This is a genomic window from Caulobacter sp. Root1455 (genome assembly GCF_001426905.1).
Lineage (GTDB): Bacteria > Pseudomonadota > Alphaproteobacteria > Caulobacterales > Caulobacteraceae > Caulobacter.
Map to the genome: position 1 here is coordinate 35,552 of NZ_LMFQ01000007.1, position 17,152 is coordinate 52,703.

Here is a 17,152-nt window from a genome sequence, read left to right on the forward strand (position 1 = left end):
AATGTTCACATACGCGAGCGCCCGGACCACCGGGCCGGGTGAACTTCAGGGCGGAGGCACGATGGCCATCGAGCATTTCGACGTATTGATCGTGGGCGCGGGCCTGTCGGGCATCGGCGCGGCCTACCATCTTCAACGCGACTGTCCGAAGAAGACCTACGCCATCCTCGAGGCGCGGGCGGCGATGGGCGGCACCTGGGACCTGTTCCGCTATCCGGGCATCCGGTCCGACAGCGACATGTACACCCTGGGCTACGCCTTCAAGCCGTGGCGCGAGGCGAAAGCCATCGCCGACGGCCCGTCGATCCTGAACTATGTCCACGAGACCGCCGCCGAGAACGGCATCGACCGCCACATCCGCTACGGCCACAAGGTCAAGCGGGCCAGCTGGTCCTCGGAGACCGCCACCTGGACCGTCGAGGCCGAGCACGACGGCAAGACGGTGAAGGTGACCTGCAATTTCCTGTCGATGTGCAGCGGCTACTACAACTACGACGCCGGCTACACGCCTGACTTCCCCGGGGTCGAACGTTTCCAGGGCCGCCTCGTCCACCCGCAGCACTGGCCCGAGGACCTGGACTACGCCGGCAAGCAAGTCGTGGTCATCGGCAGCGGCGCCACGGCCGTCACCCTGGTGCCGGAAATGGCCAAGACCGCCGGCCACGTGACCATGCTGCAGCGCTCGCCGACCTATGTGGTCTCGCGCCCGGCCGAGGACGGGATCGCCAACTGGCTGCGCGCCAAGCTGCCGGCCATGACCGCCTACGGCATCACGCGCTGGAAGAACGTGCTGATGCAGCTGCTGTTCTTCAACATCGCCCGCAAGAAGCCGGAGAAGACCAAGGAGCGGCTTCTGGGCCTGGTGCGCGAGCACCTGGGTCCCGACTACGACATCGCGACCCACTTCACGCCGCGCTACAATCCCTGGGACCAGCGGCTGTGCCTGGTGCCGGACGCCGACCTGTTCGACTCCCTGAAGGCCGGGACCTCGTCGGTGGTCACCGACCAGATCGAGACCTTCACCGAAACCGGCCTGAAGCTGAAATCGGGCGCGAGCCTGAACGCCGACATCATCGTCACCGCCACCGGCCTGCGCATGCAGCTGCTGGGCGAGATGGAGGTGGTGGTCGACGGCCGGAAGATCGCGCCGCACGAGACCACCAGCTACAAGGGCATGATGTTCAGCGACGTGCCGAACCTGGCCTCGACCTTCGGCTACACCAACGCCAGCTGGACCCTGAAGGCCGACCTGACGGCCGAATATGTCTGCCGCCTGCTCAACCACATGGACCGGACGGGGGCCCAGATCTGCACCCCGCGCCTGCCCGAGGGCCAGATGGAGATCGAGCCCTGGCTGGACTTCTCGTCGGGCTACGTCCAGCGCGCCCTGAAGATCCTGCCCAAGCAGGGCGCCAAGACGCCGTGGAAGGTGCACCAGAACTACGCGCTGGACCTGGTGACCTTGCGCTACGGCAAGGTGGACGACGGAACGATGGAGTTCTCGAAGGCCAGGGCCCCGGCCAAGGAGAAGGTCGCGGCGTAAGGTCCTCCCCCTGTGGGGGAGGCGATCGCGCAGCGATCGGTGGGGGGATTCTTTGGGCGATCGATCCGGGATGCGGAAAGAGCCGATCGCTCCCCCCTCCGTCGGCTTCGCCGACACCTCCCCCACAGGGGGAGGGCCGCTCATCTATTTCGGCTTCTTCGTCGACACGTTGGCGGTCTTGAAGCTCTTGAGAAGCTTGAGGGCGTAGTCGGCGCGGGTCTTGACCTCGGGCCTGGGATCGCGCTCGAGCGCGGCCTGGTACCACAGCTCGACCACCTCGATGTCCTTGAGCGGCACGCCGCCCTTGAACGCATAGGTCCCTGGGCCAGGCTTGCGGCCGCCCGTCATCTCCGAAAACAGCTGGTCGGCCATCAGGATGCAGGCGGCCTGATCGCCCGCCTTCTCGGCGGCGCCCCACAGTTCGAGCGCTTTCTTGGTGTCGCGCTTGCCGCCCTCGCCGCTGGCGTACAGATCGCCCAGCTTGCGCGCGGCCATCAGGGGGTTCTCCTTGACGGCCATCTCGTACCATTTGCGCGCCTCGCGCGGATCGCGGGTCACGGGCTTGCCGGCCAGATAGGCCGAGCCCAGGGCCAGCTGCGCCTCGTTGTCGCCGGCGCGGGCGGCTTCCTTGCATAGCGCCAGGCCGCGGTCGACCGAGGCCGGCTCGGCCATCAGCATCTGACCCAGGGCGCACTTGGACTGCGGATAGCCCATCTGCATGGCGCGGGTGTAGGCGGCCTTGGCGCCCTCGACGTCGGGCTTGCCGCCCGCCAGGCCGTACTGCAGGCACCGCGCGCGCAGGTGCATGGCGTCGGCGCGCTCGTCCGCCGCCTTGGCGGCGTAGGCGCAGCCGCGCGGCGGGTTCGGCGCGATCTTGCCCCGCCCCATGACGAACAGCAGCCCGGCATAGGCCTGGGCGTCGGCCCTGCCGCTGTCGGCCAGGGTCGTCAGGGCCTCGGGCGAGCCCGTGGCCGCCCTGTCCAGCGCGGCCTGGAGATCGGCGGCCGGCGGCGGCGGCGTCCAGGTCTTGGCCGCGGTTTGGGAGCTGGTCTGGGCCGAAACCGGCGGGCCGCTCGGCAGGACGCTCAGGCTCGCGGCGAGGAAGAGACAGCAGGTCGCGAAGGGCGTCGTGGCGACGCGGAAGATCATCGCGGAGGCGCGGGGCGCGGTCATCGGTTGAACCCTGGACAGACGCGCCAGTCTAGCCGCCGACGCGGGCCGCCCCCATCAGGTGGATCACGCGCGCGCCGCGGGCCGAGACCCGATGGGAACGAGCCGCGCCTCAGTCCTCGTCGAACCCCTGATCCTCGTCTTCAACCGGCGCGGGCTTCACCGCCGCCCCGCCCTTGCGCCTGACGAACCGCAGCGCCGTATGGGTCTTGGAGAAGGCGCAGACCTTGGTGTCGACCAGGCCCTGCTCGCGCGCGGCGGTCAGGATCTCGACGTCCTTCAGCGGCGCGCCCTTGCCCTTCTGCGCGACGATCCAGATCGCGCCCTTGGGCCCGAGCCCGCCGACCAGGTCTTCCATCTGGTCGAAATCGGCCAGATCCTCGACGCCCAGGAACAGCAGGTCGATGTCCTCATAGGCCTCGACCGGCTCGACGCGGGTCGACAGCTCGTCCAGGAACTCGCCGTCGTCTATGGCCTGGACCACCACCGTCTGGCCGGCCTTGACGCCCAGCTTGTCCAGCCGCCCGGGCGGATTCTGGATGGCGTGCAGCCACTTGTCGGCCTGGCCTGGCTCCAGGGTGAAGCGCGTACCGTCGGTCAGCACCAGGTCATCGCCCTCGACCCGCAGGTCGCGCAGGGCGTGCCCCTGGAAGATGCCGCGCACCGCCCCGCGGAAGATCAGCTTGGGCGGCTCCCAGACCAGCTTGCCGTCGCTCTCGCCGTCGGAGAGCTGGCCCCAGACGCCCTTGGCCTCCTTGCCCATCACGAACCCCGGAAGTTGGGCTGGCGCTTCTCGAGGATGGCGTCGACGCCCTCCATGTGGTCGTCGGTGTGGTGGGCGATGGCCTGGGCGGCGGCGCTCATCTCCATCAGGGTGTCGTAGCTGGCGGTCTGGCCGTGCTTGAGCAGGCTCTTGGCCATGCGCAGGGCGTGGGGCGGCTGCTGCGCGATCCGCGTGGCCAGGGCCATGGCCTCGTCCATCAGCGTCTCGGCCGGCACGGCCTTGCTGATCAGGCCCCAGGCCTCGGCCTTGGCCGCATCGATGACGTCGCCGGTGAACAGCAGTTCGGCCGCGCGGCTCATGCCGATGGTGCGCGGCATCAGCCAGGCGCCGCCGTCGCCGGGGATCAGGCCCAGCTTCAGGAAGGTCACCCCGAACTTGGCGGTGTCGGCGGCTATGCGGATGTCGGTCATGCAGGCCACGTCGCAGCCCAGGCCGATGGCCGCGCCGTTGACCGCGGCGATCGACGGAACCTCCAGGCCGTAGATGGCCCGCACAACGCGGTGGATGTTCTTGCGGTAGCCGTCGCGGATCTTGACGCCGTTGCCCCCGAACGCCCCTTCCCGCGCCTTCATCGCCTTGACGTCGCCGCCGGCCGAGAAGGCCCGGCCCGCGCCGGTCAGGATCACGCAGCGGATGTCCTGGTCGTCGTTGATCGCCTCGCAGGCCGCCGCCACCTGGTCGCCGTCGCCGGGCGCGCCCAGGGCGTTCATGGCGTCGGGTCGGTTGAGCGTCAGGATCGCGACGTGGCCGCGTTTCTCGGTGAGGATCAGCGGCGGAAGGGTGGAAGGGGTGTCTTGCGACATGGCGAGGGCGCTCCTGCGGGGTTTCTGGCCTGGGCCATTTTTGATCTGCATAGCGCAAATCGGCGAGGGAGAGGCAAGAGACCAACGCTCGGCGGGCTTTGTTTTACAAACTAAGGTAAATCCCGGACTTCGACCGAGATGGACAAGACCCAGCGCTTCTTTTTGTGATCACACACAACACCTGGAAGAACTTGCGAGCTGCGAACCAGACGCAACAACGGCCCAGCGGCTTTTTAGACAAGCTGAGCCGTAAAAAGCGTTGGCGCGGAAGGGAATCATAGGCTTCTACTAACTGCAGGGACGATTTTAAGAAGCGGTGGCGTGCAGTGCACATGTCCCAGAGACATGCTTTGATCATCGAGGATGAAATCCTCATCGCGATGGAGGTCGAGGCTTTGCTCAGCGAGCAAGGGTTCGACACCTTCGATATCGCGGAAAGCCCCCAGGCGGCGCTCGATTGCGCCCTAAGGCGCCCGCCGGATCTGATCACGGCCGACTATCGCATCATCGGCGGCACCGGCGTCGAAGCGGTCACCGCGATCCTCGCCCGGCTGGGGCCGATTCCCGTGGTCTATGTGACCGGCAACGCCGACCAGCTGTCCCCTCGCACGCGCGCCGTGGTCGACAAGCCGATCTCGCCCCACCGCCTGGCCGAGGCCTGCGCCATGGTCCAGAACGCCAGCGTCTAGGCGCGCCGCCGAGACACCCGCTATGCTGGCGGCCCTTGAGGGGAGCCGCCCATGATCATCGACGACCTCGAAACGCTCGAAGCCCTCTACGCGCCGGCCCCGGTCCCGGCCTCGATCGTCAAGGTCGCCGACCGCATCACCCCGCACTATCGCGCCCTGATCGAGGCCTCGCCGTTCCTGGCCCTGGCCACCGTCGGCCCCGAGGGCCTGGACTGCAGCCCGCGCGGCGACCAGGCCGGCTTCGTCCGCATCCAGGACGAGCGGACCCTGATCCTGCCCGACCGTCGCGGCAACAACCGCATCGACAGCCTGCGCAACGTGGTCCGCGATCCGCGCGTGGCGCTGATGTTCCTGATCCCCGGCTCGGGCACGACCTTCCGGGTCAACGGCCGGGCCGTGGTCAGCGCCGATCCCGACCTGCTGCGGAGCTTCGCCGTCGACGGCAAGGCGCCGCGCACCTGCTTGGTGGTGACCGTGGTCGAGGCCTATTTCCAGTGCGCCCGCGCCATCGTCCGCTCGGGCCTGTGGAAGGCCGAAAGCCAGGTCGATCCCCGCGACCTGCCCTCGCCCGGCGCCATGCTGGCGGCGATGAGCGAGGACGCGGTCGGGGGCGATGACTACGACAAGGCCTGGCCCGAGCGGGCGGCGGCGAGTCTGTGGTGAGCCGCTAACCCGCCACGTACCGATCCACCACCTCGGCCAGCACGGTCAGCGGCACGCCGCCTGTCGAGACCACGGCGTCGTTGAAGTCGCGCAGATCGAACTTTCCGCCCATCTTGGCCTTGGCCATTTCGCGCAGGCGGACGATCTCGGTGTGGCCCACCTTGTAGCCGCAGGCCTGGCCGGGGTTGGCGCAGTACCGGTCGACCTCGCTGGTCATGGCCGGTCGCGCCCGGCCGGTGGTGGTGACCAGGTAGTCGATGGCCTGCTCGCGGGTCCAGCGCTTGTGGTGCAGGCCGGTGTCGACCACCAGCCGCGCGGCGCGGAACTGCTGGGCCTGCAGATAGCCCAGCTGGCCCAGCGGATCGCCGTCATAGAAGCCGCCCTCGTCGGCCAGCTGCTCGGCATAGAGCGCCCAGCCCTCGATGAAGGCGTTGAAGCCCATCAGCGAGGCGATCAGCGGGATCTGGCTGGACCGTTCGGCCAGGTAGGCGCCCTGCCAGGCGTGGCCGGGGATGGCCTCGTGTGTGGTCAGGGTCGGCAGGGTGAACTTCGGCCAGTTCCCGATGTCCTTGAGGTTGATGTAGTAGATCGCCGGCCGCGAGCCATCGAGGGCGGCGAAGTTCATGTAGCCCTGCGGCGCGCCGGCCTCGATCTCCTTGGGCACGGCCTTGACCCGGACCTCAGCCTTCAGCCCCAGGCGCGACAGCTTGGGCATCATCAGCCGGGTGGCGGCGATGCGGTCCTCCAGATAGGCCAGCAGCTGGGCCCGGCCGGCGTCGCTGTCGGGGTACAGATAGCGGGGATCCTTGGTCAGGGCGGTGACCCGCTCGCCGACGCCGCCCTGGGTCAGGCCCTGGGCCTTGAGGATCGGGTCCATGCGGGCGGCGATGGCCGCGCCCTGCTCCAGGCCCATCGCGTGGATCTGGTCGGCCGACATCGTGGTGGTCGTGCCCACGCGCAGGGCCCAGGCATAGTATTCGTCGCCCTTGGGCAGCTTCCAGACGCCGGCGTCGGCCGTGGCCTTGGCGCGCGCCGCCTTCAGGGCGGCCAGCTGCCGGTCGAGCGCCGGGAACACCTCGTCGGCGACGATCCTGGTCTCGGCCGCCGAGGGATCGGCCAGCCCCTTGGCCTTGGCCCGCTCGGCCAGGGAGGCGACCAGCTGGGTGCTTCCGGCCGCCTGGCCGCGCAATTCGGTCAGCTGGGCGATGGCGGTGTCGAGGATGAAGGCCGGGGCGATCACCCCGGCGCCGGCGTCCTCGCCGATCCGGGCGGTCTCTTGGTCCAGCACCTTGGCGAAGGCGTGGGTGCGGGCCAGGTAGGCGTCGACGTCCGCCGCGGTGTTGACGGCGTGCTGCGAGTTGAGGAATTCGGGAACGCCGGAGACCGCGCCGCTCTGCTGGGTCACCACATAGGGGTTGGCGTAGTCGACGCCGTACGAGAAGGCCCCGCCCTCGACAGTCAGGGTCTGGGCGGCCAGCACGGTGTCGCGGATCGTCAGGTCGTGGGGGTTCAGGCTCTTGGGGTCGATGGCCGACAGTCGCTTGACCCGGTCGGCGGCGGCGGCCACCTGGGCGCGGCGATCGGCGGTCGAGGCGCCCGACAGCCGCGATTTCAGCCCGGCCCGCGCGCCCTTGTCGAGGCCCAGCGAGGTGGCGGTTTCCGGCGAGTCGGTCAGCATCTGCTCGACGAACCTGTCCAGCAGGGCGGCCAGCTTGGCGTCGGCGACGGGTCCCGCGACCGGCGAGCCGGCCTGCGCGGCGAAGGCGGCGGCGAAGGGCGCGAGGCTCGCGGCCGCCGTGCTGGTCGCCAGGAGATGGCGACGCGTCATGGTCATGATGAAATTCCCCGGTCGCCGCGGCCCTTCCGGGGCGAAGACTTCAGCAAATCACCTCAGTCCGACCATGGAAACACCCGAAACGAAAACGGCCCCGCCGTGGGGCGGGGCCGCTCGAAAACACATCCAGTCGAGGTCGGTGACCTCAGTCGTCGCGGTGAACCCGTTCCCGACGTTCGTGACGCTCCTGGGCTTCCAGGCTGAGCGTCGCGGTGGGCCGCGCGTCCAGTCGAGCCAAACCGATCGGCTCGCCGGTTTCCTCGCAATAGCCGTAGGAACCGTCCTCGACTCGGCGCAACGCCTGGTCGATTTTCGAGATAAGTTTTCTCTGACGATCCCGGGTGCGAAGTTCCAGCGCCCGATCAGTTTCCGACGACGCGCGATCGGCGAGGTCGGCATGGTTTTCAGTCTCAGCTTGCAGATGGGAGACCGTCTCGCGAGATTCGCGGAGGATCTCTTCTTTCCATGCCAGGAGCTTCTGCTTGAAATACTCAAGCTGACGCTCGTTCATGAAAGGCTCGTCATCCGACGGACGATACGAGTCTGGTACCTTAAGAACAGTGGCCGTTTGCATTAACGCCTCACGCCCCGATGAACTCCGCCCAGGTCAGGCCGGGTGCTTATACCAAAACGATAGCCCGGTTCAATGAACGTCGCGTGAGCGGCGTGTTCACCGCCGTGCACGAATGCCGCGTTTCTGGGGATATTCAGAGAACCGTGTTTCTTAAGATACGGTTTCATCAGCGTTTTCAGCCCAGTCGCATCTGTTCGAGCTTGGCCGCCTCGACGGCCGCGCGGGTCTCGATTTCATTGAGAATGGCTTCGAGCTTGGGATCGTCGGTCGCCTCGCGATGCTCGCGCACGGCGCTCTTGAGTCGCGACAGCGTGCCGGTGGAAACCTCGCCGTCCAGGGTGGCCAGCTTCAGCGCGTCCAGCAGGTCCAGCAGGCCGCCGGCCCGCTTCACCGCCCGGCGCTTGCGCTCGGTGGGGTCCATGTCGGCCTGCAGGGCCAGGAGCGCGTCGAGCGATCCGATCCCGGCCACGCCGCCCGTCTGGGCGACTCCGGAAGCGGCGCCGGCGCCGCCGACCGAAGGTAGGGAAAACCCCGATCCGCCGCCCACCGGTTTGGCCCGCGATGCGCCAACCGCGCCCGCGCCTCCCGTGCTGGAAACCTTCATGACGAAATCCTGTTCCGACTGCCGATCAAGGGAGTCACCCCCTCCCCGTTAACCACATCTTGCTGGGCGCCGCTTGCGGTATGGTTAATGCCGGGCAGAATCTGCCGAACCAGAATGTCGCAGGCAGAAAATCGCCGCCTTTCGACTGATTTCATTGGGCTTTTCAACACATTCAGACTGGCCCGGTTCTCGCATGGGACGGCGCGGGGATGCCACCCCGCCGCAGGATCGCCATGTCTCGTTCATTCTTTGCTTCCGTTCTGGGCCTCGCCCTCGCCGCCGTCGCCCTGGTTTCGACCCCGGCCGACGCCAAGTCGCGCATCAAGGACATCGTCGCCTTCGAGGGCGTGCGCGACAACCAGCTGGTCGGCTACGGCATCGTCGTGGGCTTGAACGGTTCGGGCGACAGCCTGCGCAACGCGCCGATGACCAAGCAGAGCCTGGAAGCGATGCTCGAGCGCCAGGGCGTCAACGTCCGCGACGGCAACCTCAACACCAAGAACACCGCCGCCGTCATGGTCACGGCCAACCTGCCGCCGTTCTCGGCGGCCGGCGCGCGCATGGACGTCACGGTCTCGACCCTCGGCGACGCCAAGAGTCTGCTGGGCGGCACCCTGCTGGTCACCTCGCTGCAAGGCGCCGACGGCCAGACCTACGCGGTGGCCCAGGGCTCGGTGCAGACCGGCGCGGTCTCGGCCGGCGGGGCCTCGGGCAGTTCTGTCACGAAAGGTGTTCCGACCGCGGGCCGGATCGCCGCCGGCGGCATCATCGAAAAGGAGACCGGCTTCCAGATGGTGAGCATGGACGTGCTGCGCATGACCCTGCGCAATCCGGACTTCACCACCTCGCGCCGCATCGCCGACGCCATCAACGGCCGCTTCCCCAACTGCGCCCAGGCCCAGAACCCGACGATCGTCGCGGTCCGTCCGCCCGCCGGCATGGACATGATCAGCTTCGTCACCGCCATCGAGAACCTGGAGGTCGAACCCGACGCCCCGGCCAAGGTGATCATCGACGAGGTGGCCGGCGTGATCGTCATGGGCGACGACGTCCGCATCAGCCAGGTGGCGATCGCCCAGGGCAACCTGACCATCTCGGTCCAGGAGACTCCGGCCGTCAGCCAGCCGGCCCCGTTCAGCCAGGGCCAGACCAAGGTCGTCCCGCAGTCGACCGTCAGCGTCAACGAAGAGACCGGCCGGCAATTGCTGACCCTGGGCGGCGGCGCCTCGCTCAAGAGCCTGGTCGGCGGCCTCAACGCCCTGGGCGTCACCCCGCGCGACATGATCTCGATCCTGCAGGCCATCAAGGCCTCGGGCGCCCTGCAAGCCGAAATCGAGGTGATGTGATGAACCTCTCCACGATCGCGACCCCGCCCATGACTTCTGGCGTCGACATCGTCGGCCCGACCGCCGCCTCCACCGCCGAACTGCTCAAGCGCGGCAAGATCCGTGAGACGGCCCAGAAGTTCGAGGCCTCGTTCCTGTCGGTGATGATGCAGTCGATGACGGCCGGCATGAAGACGCCGGACATCGGCGGCGGCGGGGCCGGCGAGGACATGTTCAAGTCCCTTCTGGCCGAGGAGATGGCCAAGCAGGTCTCCAAGGCCGGCGGCATCGGCGTCGCCGCCGCCGTGCAGAAGGAAATGCTGAAGATGCAAGGTCTGAAGGAGTAGCCCATGGCCCTCACCGCCCTCGATTGCGACGACCGCGTCGAACAGCTGATCATCCTGACCGAGCGCCTGACCGACCTGATCGCCCGGCAGTCGGCCGCCTTCGAGGCTCGTCGTCCGCACGAGGCGGCGCAGTACGTCGACGAAGTGGCCAAGCTGGCCAACCTCTATCGCCACGAGTCGACCCGGGTCCGCGGCAACGTCGCCCTGGTGTCGGGCGCCTCGCTCCAGCGCCGCCAACGCCTGGTGCGCGCCACCGAGGCCTTCGACTCCGTCCTGGCCCGCCAGGGCCGCGCTGTCACCGCCGCCAAGACCGTCACCGAAGGCCTGGTTCGCGCCATCGCCCAGGAAGTCGCCGAACAACGCCCCACCGCCTCCGGCTACGGCCCCGGCGCCCAGGGCGCGGCCTATCGCCAGAACGGCACGGCGATCACGCTGAACCAACGGGCCTAAGGCTCGCCGGGGGCGATATCCGCTCGTCGGACCGAGGCGCGTCGCCCCGCTTCACATCGCCAAAGACCACCTCGCCCTGTCCCCGCTCCATCGCGGGGGCGGGGCGATGCGCATGGGCTCCACGACCGTGACCGCCGTCACGCGTGGGCTTCGGCGGATGATGGGACGCTGCGTCGTCCGGGCCGTCGCCAGCCGCTCCGGACGCCATCAGTTCCACCCAGCGAAGGGGCCTGGTCCGCGCGGCCGGCCGCCCGCGCCGAACGGAGAGACACGCATGTCCAGCGAACACGGGCGGCTCCTTCGCGGATTGCCGCCAACCGGGGTCGAGGTCCAGGACCTGGTCCGATCAGAGTCAGGCTTCGGACGGTTCGGCCGGATGTTTCCGGACCTTCCCGTCGCCGTCTATGGCGCGGACACCCAGACCACCTTCCCCGGTTCGCTGGAGGCGCTGATCGCGCTGGCCGGCAGCATGCTCAAGGCCGATCCCGGCGCCCCGATCACCGAGGCGGAGCCCGAGGACGAGAACCCGGAAATCACCGCCGGCTACACCTATTTCGGCCAGTTCATCGACCACGACCTGACCTTCGACACCGCGTCCAGCCTGGACCGGGTGAACGATCCCCGCGCCGTGCAGGACTTCCGGACCTCGCGCTTCGACCTCGACAGCCTCTACGGCAAGGGCCCCTCGGATCAGCCCTATCTCTACAGGGCCGCCGACGGGTTCTGCAGCCTGCACCAGGGAGAAGACAAGGCGCCGACGGGCCTGCCGCCGCGCTTCGACCTGGCCCGCAACGCCGACGGCCGGGCCATGACGGGCGATCCCCGCAACGACGAGAACAAGCTGGTCTCGCAGTTCCACGCCCTGTTCACCGACTTCCACAACATCCTGATCGGCTTGACGCCCCAGGGAACGCCCGATCGCTTTCTCAAGGTCCAGCAGCAGGTGCGCTTCCACTACCAGTGGCTGGTGGTGAACGACTTCCTGAAGACGATCCTCGACCGGAACGTCTGGGCGACCTATTTCAGCCAGGGTCTGCCCGCCTTGCGCTTCTATCGCAAGGAGCCGGAAACCTACCCCTTCATCCCGGTGGAATTCGCGGTGGCGGCCTATCGCTTCGGCCACTCGATGATCCGGCCCAGCTATTCGCTCAACAATCCGGTGCTGACCGACATCGACGCAAAGCACCCGCGCATCCCCGTGTTCTCGGGCGATCCCGAACCCCGCAACAATCTGAACGGCTTTGGCCCCCTCCCCGATTTCTGGGGGATCGACTGGAGCTTCTTCTTCGCCGGAGTGGCCGCCACGAGCGCCCTCGACGGTCAGATCGTTCCGCAGCCCAGCTACCGGATCGACTCCCTGCTGGTCGGCCAGCTCGCCGAGCTTCCCGAGATGCAGGGCCAGACGCCCGACTGGCGCCGCTCGCTGGCGGCCCGCAACCTGGTGCGGGGACGCGCGCTCGGCCTGCCCTCCGGCCAGCGCGTCGCCCTGGCGATCGGCGAGACGCCCCTGAGCGACGACGCGCTGTGGCGCGACCCCGGCAACCTCGATGCGGCGACCGCCGCCAAGCGCCTGGCCGTGTACGACCAGTTCCATGGGTTCAAGATGAACGCCCCGCTCTGGTACTATGTGCTGCGCGAGGCCGAGATCACCCAGAAGGACGGCGGATCGCTTGGCGGTCACCGGCTGGGCGTGGTGGGCAGCACGATCGTGGCGGAGACCTTCGCGGCGCTGCTGCTCAACGACCAGTTCTCCTATCTGAGCGTCTTTCCGGCCTTCCAGCCGGATCTGGAGGGCGAGGATCCGGCAAGCTTCACCATCGCGTCGCTGATCAACTTCGTGGACCGGCATCACTGACGATCCGCCGCTCCACCCCCACGGCGTCGAGGAAGTCCTGGTCGTGACTGGCGATCAGCAGGGCGCCGTCATAGCCCGCCAGGGCGCTCTCCACCGCCTGGACCGAGTCGAGGTCCAGGTGGTTGGTCGGCTCGTCCAGGATCAGCAGCTGGGGCGGCTCGGCGGCCATCAGCACGCAGGCCAGGGCGGCCCGCAAGCGCTCGCCGCCGCTGAGCGTGGCCACCGTCTGGTGGGCGGCGACGTTGCGGAACAGGAACCGCGCCAGGGCGGCGTGGGCCTCGTTCTGGCCGGCGGCCGGGTTCAGGCGACGGAAGTTCTCCAGGATGGTCTGGGTCTCGTCCAGCACCGCCGCCCGCTGGTCCAGCAGGGCCGCCGGAACGCCGCGGGTGACGGCGCCGGCGGTGGGCGCGAGGCCGCCGGTCGCCAGCCGGATCAGGGTCGACTTGCCCGTCCCATTGGCGCCGACCAATCCCACGCGCTCGGGACCGGTCAGACGGAAGCTCAGGTTCGACAGCACCGGCGGCCCCTCCGGATAGGCGAGGCCGACGGCGTCGAAATCCAGCACCAGCCGCCCGGCGGGCAGGCCGCAGGACGGCAGGTCGAAGGCCAGGCGGCGCAGACGCTCGACCCGGGCGTCGGCGGCCTCGCGGGCCTGTGCGGCGTCGTGGGCGGCGCGATCGGCCAGCCGTCCATCGCGCGCGCCGCTCAGCTCGGCCCGCTCGGCCTGGGCGCCCAGCAGGATCTTCGGCTCGCTGCCCTTGGCGGCGAACCTGCGGCCGGCGGCGTCGCGGCGCGCCTTGCGCTCACGGGCGACCTGGGCCTCGCGGGCCGCCTGGCGCACCTGGCGCTCGGCGGCCTCCAGGTCGTGCTCGGCGGCGGCCACGGCCTGGGCCTTGCGTTCGGCGTAGAGGTCGTAGCCGCCGCCGTAGCTGGTCGCGCCCAGGCTGCTCAGCTCGACGATGCGGTCCATGCCGCGCAGCAGGGCCCGGTCATGGCTGACCACCACCGCCCCGCCCTTCCAGCGCCGCAACACGTCGGCCAGCAGGCTGCGGGCGGCGGCGTCGAGATTGTTGGTCGGCTCGTCCAGCAGGACGACGTCGGGAGCGGCGATCAGCAGCCCGGCCAAGGCCGCGCGGGTCATCTGGCCGCCGCTGAGCTCGGCCGCCGGACGCGAGGCGTCCCAGCGCGACAGCCCGACCTCGGCCAGGGCGGCGGCGACGCGGCCCGGCAAGGTCCAGTCGGCCTCGACGAGGTCCTCCTGCGTCCCCTCCTCCGCCTCGATGCGGCACAGCCGGTCCCAGGCGGGTCCGACGCCCAGCAGGTCGGCCAGGCGCGCGCCCGGCGGCGGGGCGTGCAGCTGCGGCAGCACCCCGACGACGCCGGCGCGATTGATCGTCCCCGAGGTCGGCGCGCGGGCCCCGGCGATCAGCGACAGCAGCGTGGACTTGCCCACGCCGTTGCGGCCCACCAGGCCGATGCGCTCGGCCCCGATGGTCAGGTTCAGATGGTCGAAGAGAACGCGGCCGTCAGGGGCGGCGGCGCTGACGGAATCCAGGGTGATGAAGGCGGGCATGGGAAACCACGGTCAGGTCAGTGGGAAGGGCGAAACGGTCGTCCATCGCAATGTCCATGGTTGCCTCCATCGGTCGGCCCGGGGTTTCGAGCACGACTTTCTAAGCGATCGACCGGCGTTCGGCAAGTTTCGGCCGACCGCAAGGATCGGGTGTCGGCCTGGTCCGGCCGACGTCAGGATCAGGCTCCGATCTCAGGAGCCCGCCATGTCCTTCACCGTTTCCAGCTTGCCGATCGAGCCGTTCGCGCCGCTGTTCGCCCTCGACGACGCGACCCTGGCCGAGCGCGGCATGCTGCGCGTCGTCGCCGACGCGCCGTTCGCCTTTCCGTGCCGTGTGACCTTGGAGGACGCCGCGCCGGGCGAGACCCTGATCCTGCTGAACCACGAGCATCAGGCCGCCGACACGCCGTTCCGCTCGCGCCACGCCATCTATGTCCGTGAAGCCGCCCGGGCCCCGGCCTCGACCAACGACGCCCTGCCCCCGGCCCTGCGCCGCCGATTGCTGTCCCTGCGCGGATTCGACGCGGCCGGCATGCTGCGCGACGCCGACGTGATCGAGGGCGCCGTCGCCGTCCCGGTGATCGAGAGAATGCTGGAAAATCCCGACGTGGCCTACCTGCATGCCCATTACGCCAAGCCCGGTTGCTACGCTGCAAGGATCGACCGCGCGACCTAGACTTCGTCCGCGAACGGTAGCGGTCTCAATTGCAACTTAACCCCGATCTCCTAGGGTGCCGCTCAAGCCAGAAGGCAGAAAGGGCGCGCAGCTCATGAGGCGTACGATCGGCAGGCTCGAGCCCATACCGACGCAGGAAATCGTCGGGTCGTACCTGCCGATTCTGCGTGGCTATCTGGTGGCCGCCGCGACCTATTACTGCGTGATCAGCCTGTCGCACCCCTTCTATGAAAAGGGCGCGGCCCTGGTCGTGCTGGAGGGGCTGGCGGTGGTCGCCGCCGCCGCCGGATTCTGGCTATGGCGCCGGCTGAAGACCAACCCGCCCCGGATGCCGGCGCTGGAAGCCGCCGCCGTGGCGATGAACGCGCTCTTCATGGCTAATGTCGCGGCCTACCAGTCCTTCCACTTCGAACCGGCCAAGCTGGTCTATTTCGTGCTGATGGCCCTGGTGTTCGCCACCTCGGCCCCGACCCGGCGCGTGGCCCTGGCCAGCGTCGGCGCGGCGACCGTCGGCCTTGTGCTGATGGCCCGCAACGCGCCGGGCGACCTGGTCAGCCAGTACGGCTTCATCGGCGTGGCCGGCGCCTTCGCCGCCCTGGGCATGTCGACCCTGATGCGCGGCGCGGTGATGCGCGAACTGCGGGCCCGCCTGGCGTCCGACGCCCTCAACCGCAAGCTCGAGTCCGAGCTCGAGGAGAACCGCCGCCTGCGGACCGAGGCCCAGGAGCTGGCCGTCGTCGCCCAGACCGCCAGCCGGGTGAAGACCGAATTCCTCGAGACCATGAGCCACGAGATCCGCACGCCCCTGAACGGCGTGCTGGGCATGGCCCAGGCCATGGAGCGGGACACGCTGTCGGCCGCCCAGCGCGCCCGTCTGGCCATGATCCACGACTCCGGCGCCACCCTGCTGGACGTGATCAACGCGGTGCTCGACATCTCGCGGATCGAGGCGGGCAAGATGGAGATCGTCCGGGCGCCGTTCGACCTGGACGCCCTGACCCACACCCTGGGCCAACTCTATGGCGGCCTGGCCCACGACAAGGGTCTGGCGTTCACCCTCGAGGTCGCGCCCGGAGCCGGAGGCTGGCGCGACGGCGACGTCGCGCGGCTGCGCCAGGTGCTCAGCAACCTCATCTCCAACGCCATCAAGTTCACCGACTCGGGCCACGTGGCCGTGCGCATCGGCGGCGACGCCTCGACCCTGACCTGCGCCGTGACCGACACCGGCCTGGGCGTGCCCGAGGCCCGCCGCGCCCAGATCTTCGAGAAGTTCGTCCAGGTCGACGGATCGAGCACGCGCCGCACGGGCGGCAGCGGGCTGGGCCTGGCCATCTGCCGCGAGCTGATGACGCTGATGGGCGGCCAGATCAGCTTCGAAAGCCCGGCCCAGGGCGGCGCCTGCTTCACCTTCGAGGCGCCCTGCCCGGCCCTGGCGCCGCTGGCCCCGCCGGCGCCCGCGCAAGCGGCGCACGACGAACCGGCGATGGACGGCGAATTGAAGATGCTGGTCGTCGACGACAACGCCACCAACCGCACCGTCCTCCAGGCCATGCTGAGCCATATGGGCGTCGCCTGCGGCGTGGCGCGGGACGGTCACGAGGCGGTGGCGATGTGGGAGGCGGCCCCCTGGGACGCCATCCTGATGGACATCCACATGCCGGGCATGGACGGGCTGGAGGCCGGTCGGGTCATCCGCGCGCGCGAGGTGGTCGAGGGCCGGAGCCGCACGCCGATCCTGGCGGTCACCGCCAGCGTCCTGACCCACGAGACCGACCGCTATCTCGCCGCCGGCATGGACGGCTTCGTGGCCAAGCCGATCGCGGCCCAACGCCTGGTGGCGGCCTTGGACGCGGCCTTGAGCGGTCCACCGAAAGGCGCGGCCGCGGCGGTGCTGGGGTAACTGCTCCAGCTACATCCTAGAGCTGTCATCCCGGACGTAGCGCAGCGATGATCCGGGACCGCCGGAAGCGCCGAGTTCACGCGTCGGTCCCGGATCGGCGCTGCGCGCTTGTCCGGGATGACAGCGTCTTTGACGGCTGAAAGATCGGGCGACGCCGATCGAGCCGCCTAGAAGCTCAGCGCGCCCAGGTCGACGATGATCTTGAGGGCCCAGATCGTGCAGGCGACGCAGACCACCAGGGTGATGATGTCGTCGATCTCGGACCGCTGGCGAGCGACCTTGGCGGCCTTGCCGCCCTTGCCCTTGCCCTTGGCCGGAGCTTCCGAGGCCGCGGGGGTCGCCGGCTTCGCATCCATTTTCGC

Annotated in this window: 17 protein-coding genes; 9 read left to right on the top strand and 8 right to left on the bottom strand. The window is 69.0% G+C overall.

The window, feature by feature from the left end:
• Positions 1 to 61: 61 nt before the first annotated feature.
• The gene (locus ASD21_RS05585) at positions 62 to 1,543 is read left to right on the top strand and encodes a flavin-containing monooxygenase (protein ID WP_056437977.1); all 1,482 of its coding nucleotides are present in this window, start codon (positions 62 to 64) and stop codon (positions 1,541 to 1,543) included.
• Positions 1,544 to 1,687: 144 nt separating this feature from the next.
• Here ASD21_RS05585 and ASD21_RS05590 read toward each other — a convergent pair whose 3' ends face one another.
• From ASD21_RS05590 to ASD21_RS05600, 3 genes are all read right to left on the bottom strand, one after another.
• Positions 1,688 to 2,716: a tetratricopeptide repeat protein gene (locus tag ASD21_RS05590; protein WP_056437980.1), complete on the bottom strand. Its 1,029-nt coding sequence runs from the start codon at positions 2,714 to 2,716 to the stop codon at positions 1,688 to 1,690.
• Between the two features lie 109 nt (positions 2,717 to 2,825).
• Positions 2,826 to 3,476, bottom strand: a complete 651-nt coding sequence (locus ASD21_RS05595; protein ID WP_056437983.1) for a DUF3052 family protein — start codon at positions 3,474 to 3,476, stop codon at positions 2,826 to 2,828.
• On the bottom strand, positions 3,476 to 4,300 hold the full coding sequence (locus ASD21_RS05600; RefSeq protein ID WP_056437986.1) for a crotonase/enoyl-CoA hydratase family protein: 825 nt from the start codon (positions 4,298 to 4,300) through the stop codon (positions 3,476 to 3,478). Before ASD21_RS05600 ends, ASD21_RS05595 begins: the two co-directional genes overlap by 1 nt.
• A 332-nt stretch (positions 4,301 to 4,632) precedes the next feature.
• Here ASD21_RS05600 and ASD21_RS05605 point away from each other — a divergent pair, with 332 nt between their 5' ends.
• Positions 4,633 to 4,989, top strand: a complete 357-nt coding sequence (locus ASD21_RS05605; protein ID WP_056437988.1) for a response regulator — start codon at positions 4,633 to 4,635, stop codon at positions 4,987 to 4,989.
• A gap of 51 nt (positions 4,990 to 5,040) precedes the next feature.
• A complete protein-coding gene (locus ASD21_RS05610; protein WP_056437991.1) occupies positions 5,041 to 5,652 on the top strand; it encodes a pyridoxamine 5'-phosphate oxidase family protein in 612 nt (203 codons plus the stop codon).
• Between the two features lie 4 nt (positions 5,653 to 5,656).
• On the opposite strand, the gene ASD21_RS05615 is transcribed toward ASD21_RS05610, so the two are convergent.
• From ASD21_RS05615 to fliX, 3 genes are all read right to left on the bottom strand, one after another.
• Entirely contained in the window at positions 5,657 to 7,486 is a 1,830-nt protein-coding gene (locus ASD21_RS05615; protein WP_056437994.1) for a DUF885 domain-containing protein, read from the bottom strand.
• Positions 7,487 to 7,631: 145 nt separating this feature from the next.
• Positions 7,632 to 8,060 (bottom strand): RNA polymerase-binding protein DksA, encoded by a 429-nt coding sequence (gene dksA / locus ASD21_RS23210; RefSeq protein ID WP_012287706.1) that lies wholly within the window; start codon positions 8,058 to 8,060, stop codon positions 7,632 to 7,634.
• A 175-nt stretch (positions 8,061 to 8,235) separates the two neighbouring features.
• Complete coding sequence (gene fliX / locus ASD21_RS05625; protein ID WP_056438001.1) at positions 8,236 to 8,664, bottom strand: flagellar assembly regulator FliX; 429 nt, start codon at positions 8,662 to 8,664, stop codon at positions 8,236 to 8,238.
• Positions 8,665 to 8,897: 233 nt separating this feature from the next.
• On the opposite strand from fliX, the gene ASD21_RS05630 reads away from it, so the two are divergent.
• The 4 genes from ASD21_RS05630 (at position 8,898) to ASD21_RS05645 (ending at position 12,641) form a co-directional block, all read left to right on the top strand.
• On the top strand, positions 8,898 to 10,010 hold the full coding sequence (locus ASD21_RS05630; protein ID WP_056438004.1) for a flagellar basal body P-ring protein FlgI: 1,113 nt from the start codon (positions 8,898 to 8,900) through the stop codon (positions 10,008 to 10,010).
• Positions 10,010 to 10,336, top strand: a complete 327-nt coding sequence (locus ASD21_RS05635) for a rod-binding protein (protein ID WP_056438007.1) — start codon at positions 10,010 to 10,012, stop codon at positions 10,334 to 10,336. Before ASD21_RS05630 ends, ASD21_RS05635 begins: the two co-directional genes overlap by 1 nt.
• Before the next feature lie 3 nt (positions 10,337 to 10,339).
• Positions 10,340 to 10,786, top strand: a complete 447-nt coding sequence (locus tag ASD21_RS05640) for a hypothetical protein (protein ID WP_056438010.1) — start codon at positions 10,340 to 10,342, stop codon at positions 10,784 to 10,786.
• A gap of 274 nt (positions 10,787 to 11,060) precedes the next feature.
• Positions 11,061 to 12,641 carry a peroxidase family protein gene (locus tag ASD21_RS05645; RefSeq protein WP_082554645.1) on the top strand — a complete coding sequence of 527 codons (1,581 nt, stop codon included), beginning with the start codon at positions 11,061 to 11,063 and terminating at the stop codon, positions 12,639 to 12,641.
• Here the strand turns inward: ASD21_RS05645 and ASD21_RS05650 are convergent.
• Positions 12,616 to 14,214, bottom strand: a complete 1,599-nt coding sequence (locus tag ASD21_RS05650; RefSeq protein ID WP_056438016.1) for an ABC-F family ATP-binding cassette domain-containing protein — start codon at positions 14,212 to 14,214, stop codon at positions 12,616 to 12,618. The two genes, ASD21_RS05645 and ASD21_RS05650, sit on opposite strands and share 26 nt — an antisense overlap.
• A gap of 205 nt (positions 14,215 to 14,419) precedes the next feature.
• Here ASD21_RS05650 and ASD21_RS05655 point away from each other — a divergent pair, with 205 nt between their 5' ends.
• Both ASD21_RS05655 and ASD21_RS05660 read left to right on the top strand, forming a co-directional pair.
• Positions 14,420 to 14,890 carry a DUF1203 domain-containing protein gene (locus ASD21_RS05655; RefSeq protein WP_056438019.1) on the top strand — a complete coding sequence of 157 codons (471 nt, stop codon included), beginning with the start codon at positions 14,420 to 14,422 and terminating at the stop codon, positions 14,888 to 14,890.
• Positions 14,891 to 14,984: 94 nt separating this feature from the next.
• Positions 14,985 to 16,790 carry an ATP-binding protein gene (locus ASD21_RS05660; RefSeq protein WP_056438022.1) on the top strand — a complete coding sequence of 602 codons (1,806 nt, stop codon included), beginning with the start codon at positions 14,985 to 14,987 and terminating at the stop codon, positions 16,788 to 16,790.
• A gap of 167 nt (positions 16,791 to 16,957) precedes the next feature.
• Here ASD21_RS05660 and ASD21_RS05665 read toward each other — a convergent pair whose 3' ends face one another.
• On the bottom strand, positions 16,958 to 17,146 hold the full coding sequence (locus ASD21_RS05665) for a hypothetical protein (RefSeq protein ID WP_056458630.1): 189 nt from the start codon (positions 17,144 to 17,146) through the stop codon (positions 16,958 to 16,960).
• Positions 17,147 to 17,152 lie beyond the last annotated feature (6 nt).

What these genes read in the sequence shown, in the direction of transcription:
- ASD21_RS05585 (WP_056437977.1), top strand. Translation starts at nt 62, where the DNA reads ATGGCCATCGAGCATTTCGACGTATTGATCGTGGGCGCGGGCCTGTCG.
- ASD21_RS05590 (WP_056437980.1), bottom strand. Translation starts at nt 2,716, where the DNA reads ATGACCGCGCCCCGCGCCTCCGCGATGATCTTCCGCGTCGCCACGACG.
- ASD21_RS05595 (WP_056437983.1), bottom strand. Translation starts at nt 3,476, where the DNA reads ATGGGCAAGGAGGCCAAGGGCGTCTGGGGCCAGCTCTCCGACGGCGAG.
- ASD21_RS05600 (WP_056437986.1), bottom strand. Translation starts at nt 4,300, where the DNA reads ATGTCGCAAGACACCCCTTCCACCCTTCCGCCGCTGATCCTCACCGAG.
- ASD21_RS05605 (WP_056437988.1), top strand. Translation starts at nt 4,633, where the DNA reads ATGTCCCAGAGACATGCTTTGATCATCGAGGATGAAATCCTCATCGCG.
- ASD21_RS05610 (WP_056437991.1), top strand. Translation starts at nt 5,041, where the DNA reads ATGATCATCGACGACCTCGAAACGCTCGAAGCCCTCTACGCGCCGGCC.
- ASD21_RS05615 (WP_056437994.1), bottom strand. Translation starts at nt 7,486, where the DNA reads ATGACCATGACGCGTCGCCATCTCCTGGCGACCAGCACGGCGGCCGCG.
- dksA (WP_012287706.1), bottom strand. Translation starts at nt 8,060, where the DNA reads ATGCAAACGGCCACTGTTCTTAAGGTACCAGACTCGTATCGTCCGTCG.
- fliX (WP_056438001.1), bottom strand. Translation starts at nt 8,664, where the DNA reads ATGAAGGTTTCCAGCACGGGAGGCGCGGGCGCGGTTGGCGCATCGCGG.
- ASD21_RS05630 (WP_056438004.1), top strand. Translation starts at nt 8,898, where the DNA reads ATGTCTCGTTCATTCTTTGCTTCCGTTCTGGGCCTCGCCCTCGCCGCC.
- ASD21_RS05635 (WP_056438007.1), top strand. Translation starts at nt 10,010, where the DNA reads ATGAACCTCTCCACGATCGCGACCCCGCCCATGACTTCTGGCGTCGAC.
- ASD21_RS05640 (WP_056438010.1), top strand. Translation starts at nt 10,340, where the DNA reads ATGGCCCTCACCGCCCTCGATTGCGACGACCGCGTCGAACAGCTGATC.
- ASD21_RS05645 (WP_082554645.1), top strand. Translation starts at nt 11,061, where the DNA reads ATGTCCAGCGAACACGGGCGGCTCCTTCGCGGATTGCCGCCAACCGGG.
- ASD21_RS05650 (WP_056438016.1), bottom strand. Translation starts at nt 14,214, where the DNA reads ATGCCCGCCTTCATCACCCTGGATTCCGTCAGCGCCGCCGCCCCTGAC.
- ASD21_RS05655 (WP_056438019.1), top strand. Translation starts at nt 14,420, where the DNA reads ATGTCCTTCACCGTTTCCAGCTTGCCGATCGAGCCGTTCGCGCCGCTG.
- ASD21_RS05660 (WP_056438022.1), top strand. Translation starts at nt 14,985, where the DNA reads ATGAGGCGTACGATCGGCAGGCTCGAGCCCATACCGACGCAGGAAATC.
- ASD21_RS05665 (WP_056458630.1), bottom strand. Translation starts at nt 17,146, where the DNA reads ATGGATGCGAAGCCGGCGACCCCCGCGGCCTCGGAAGCTCCGGCCAAG.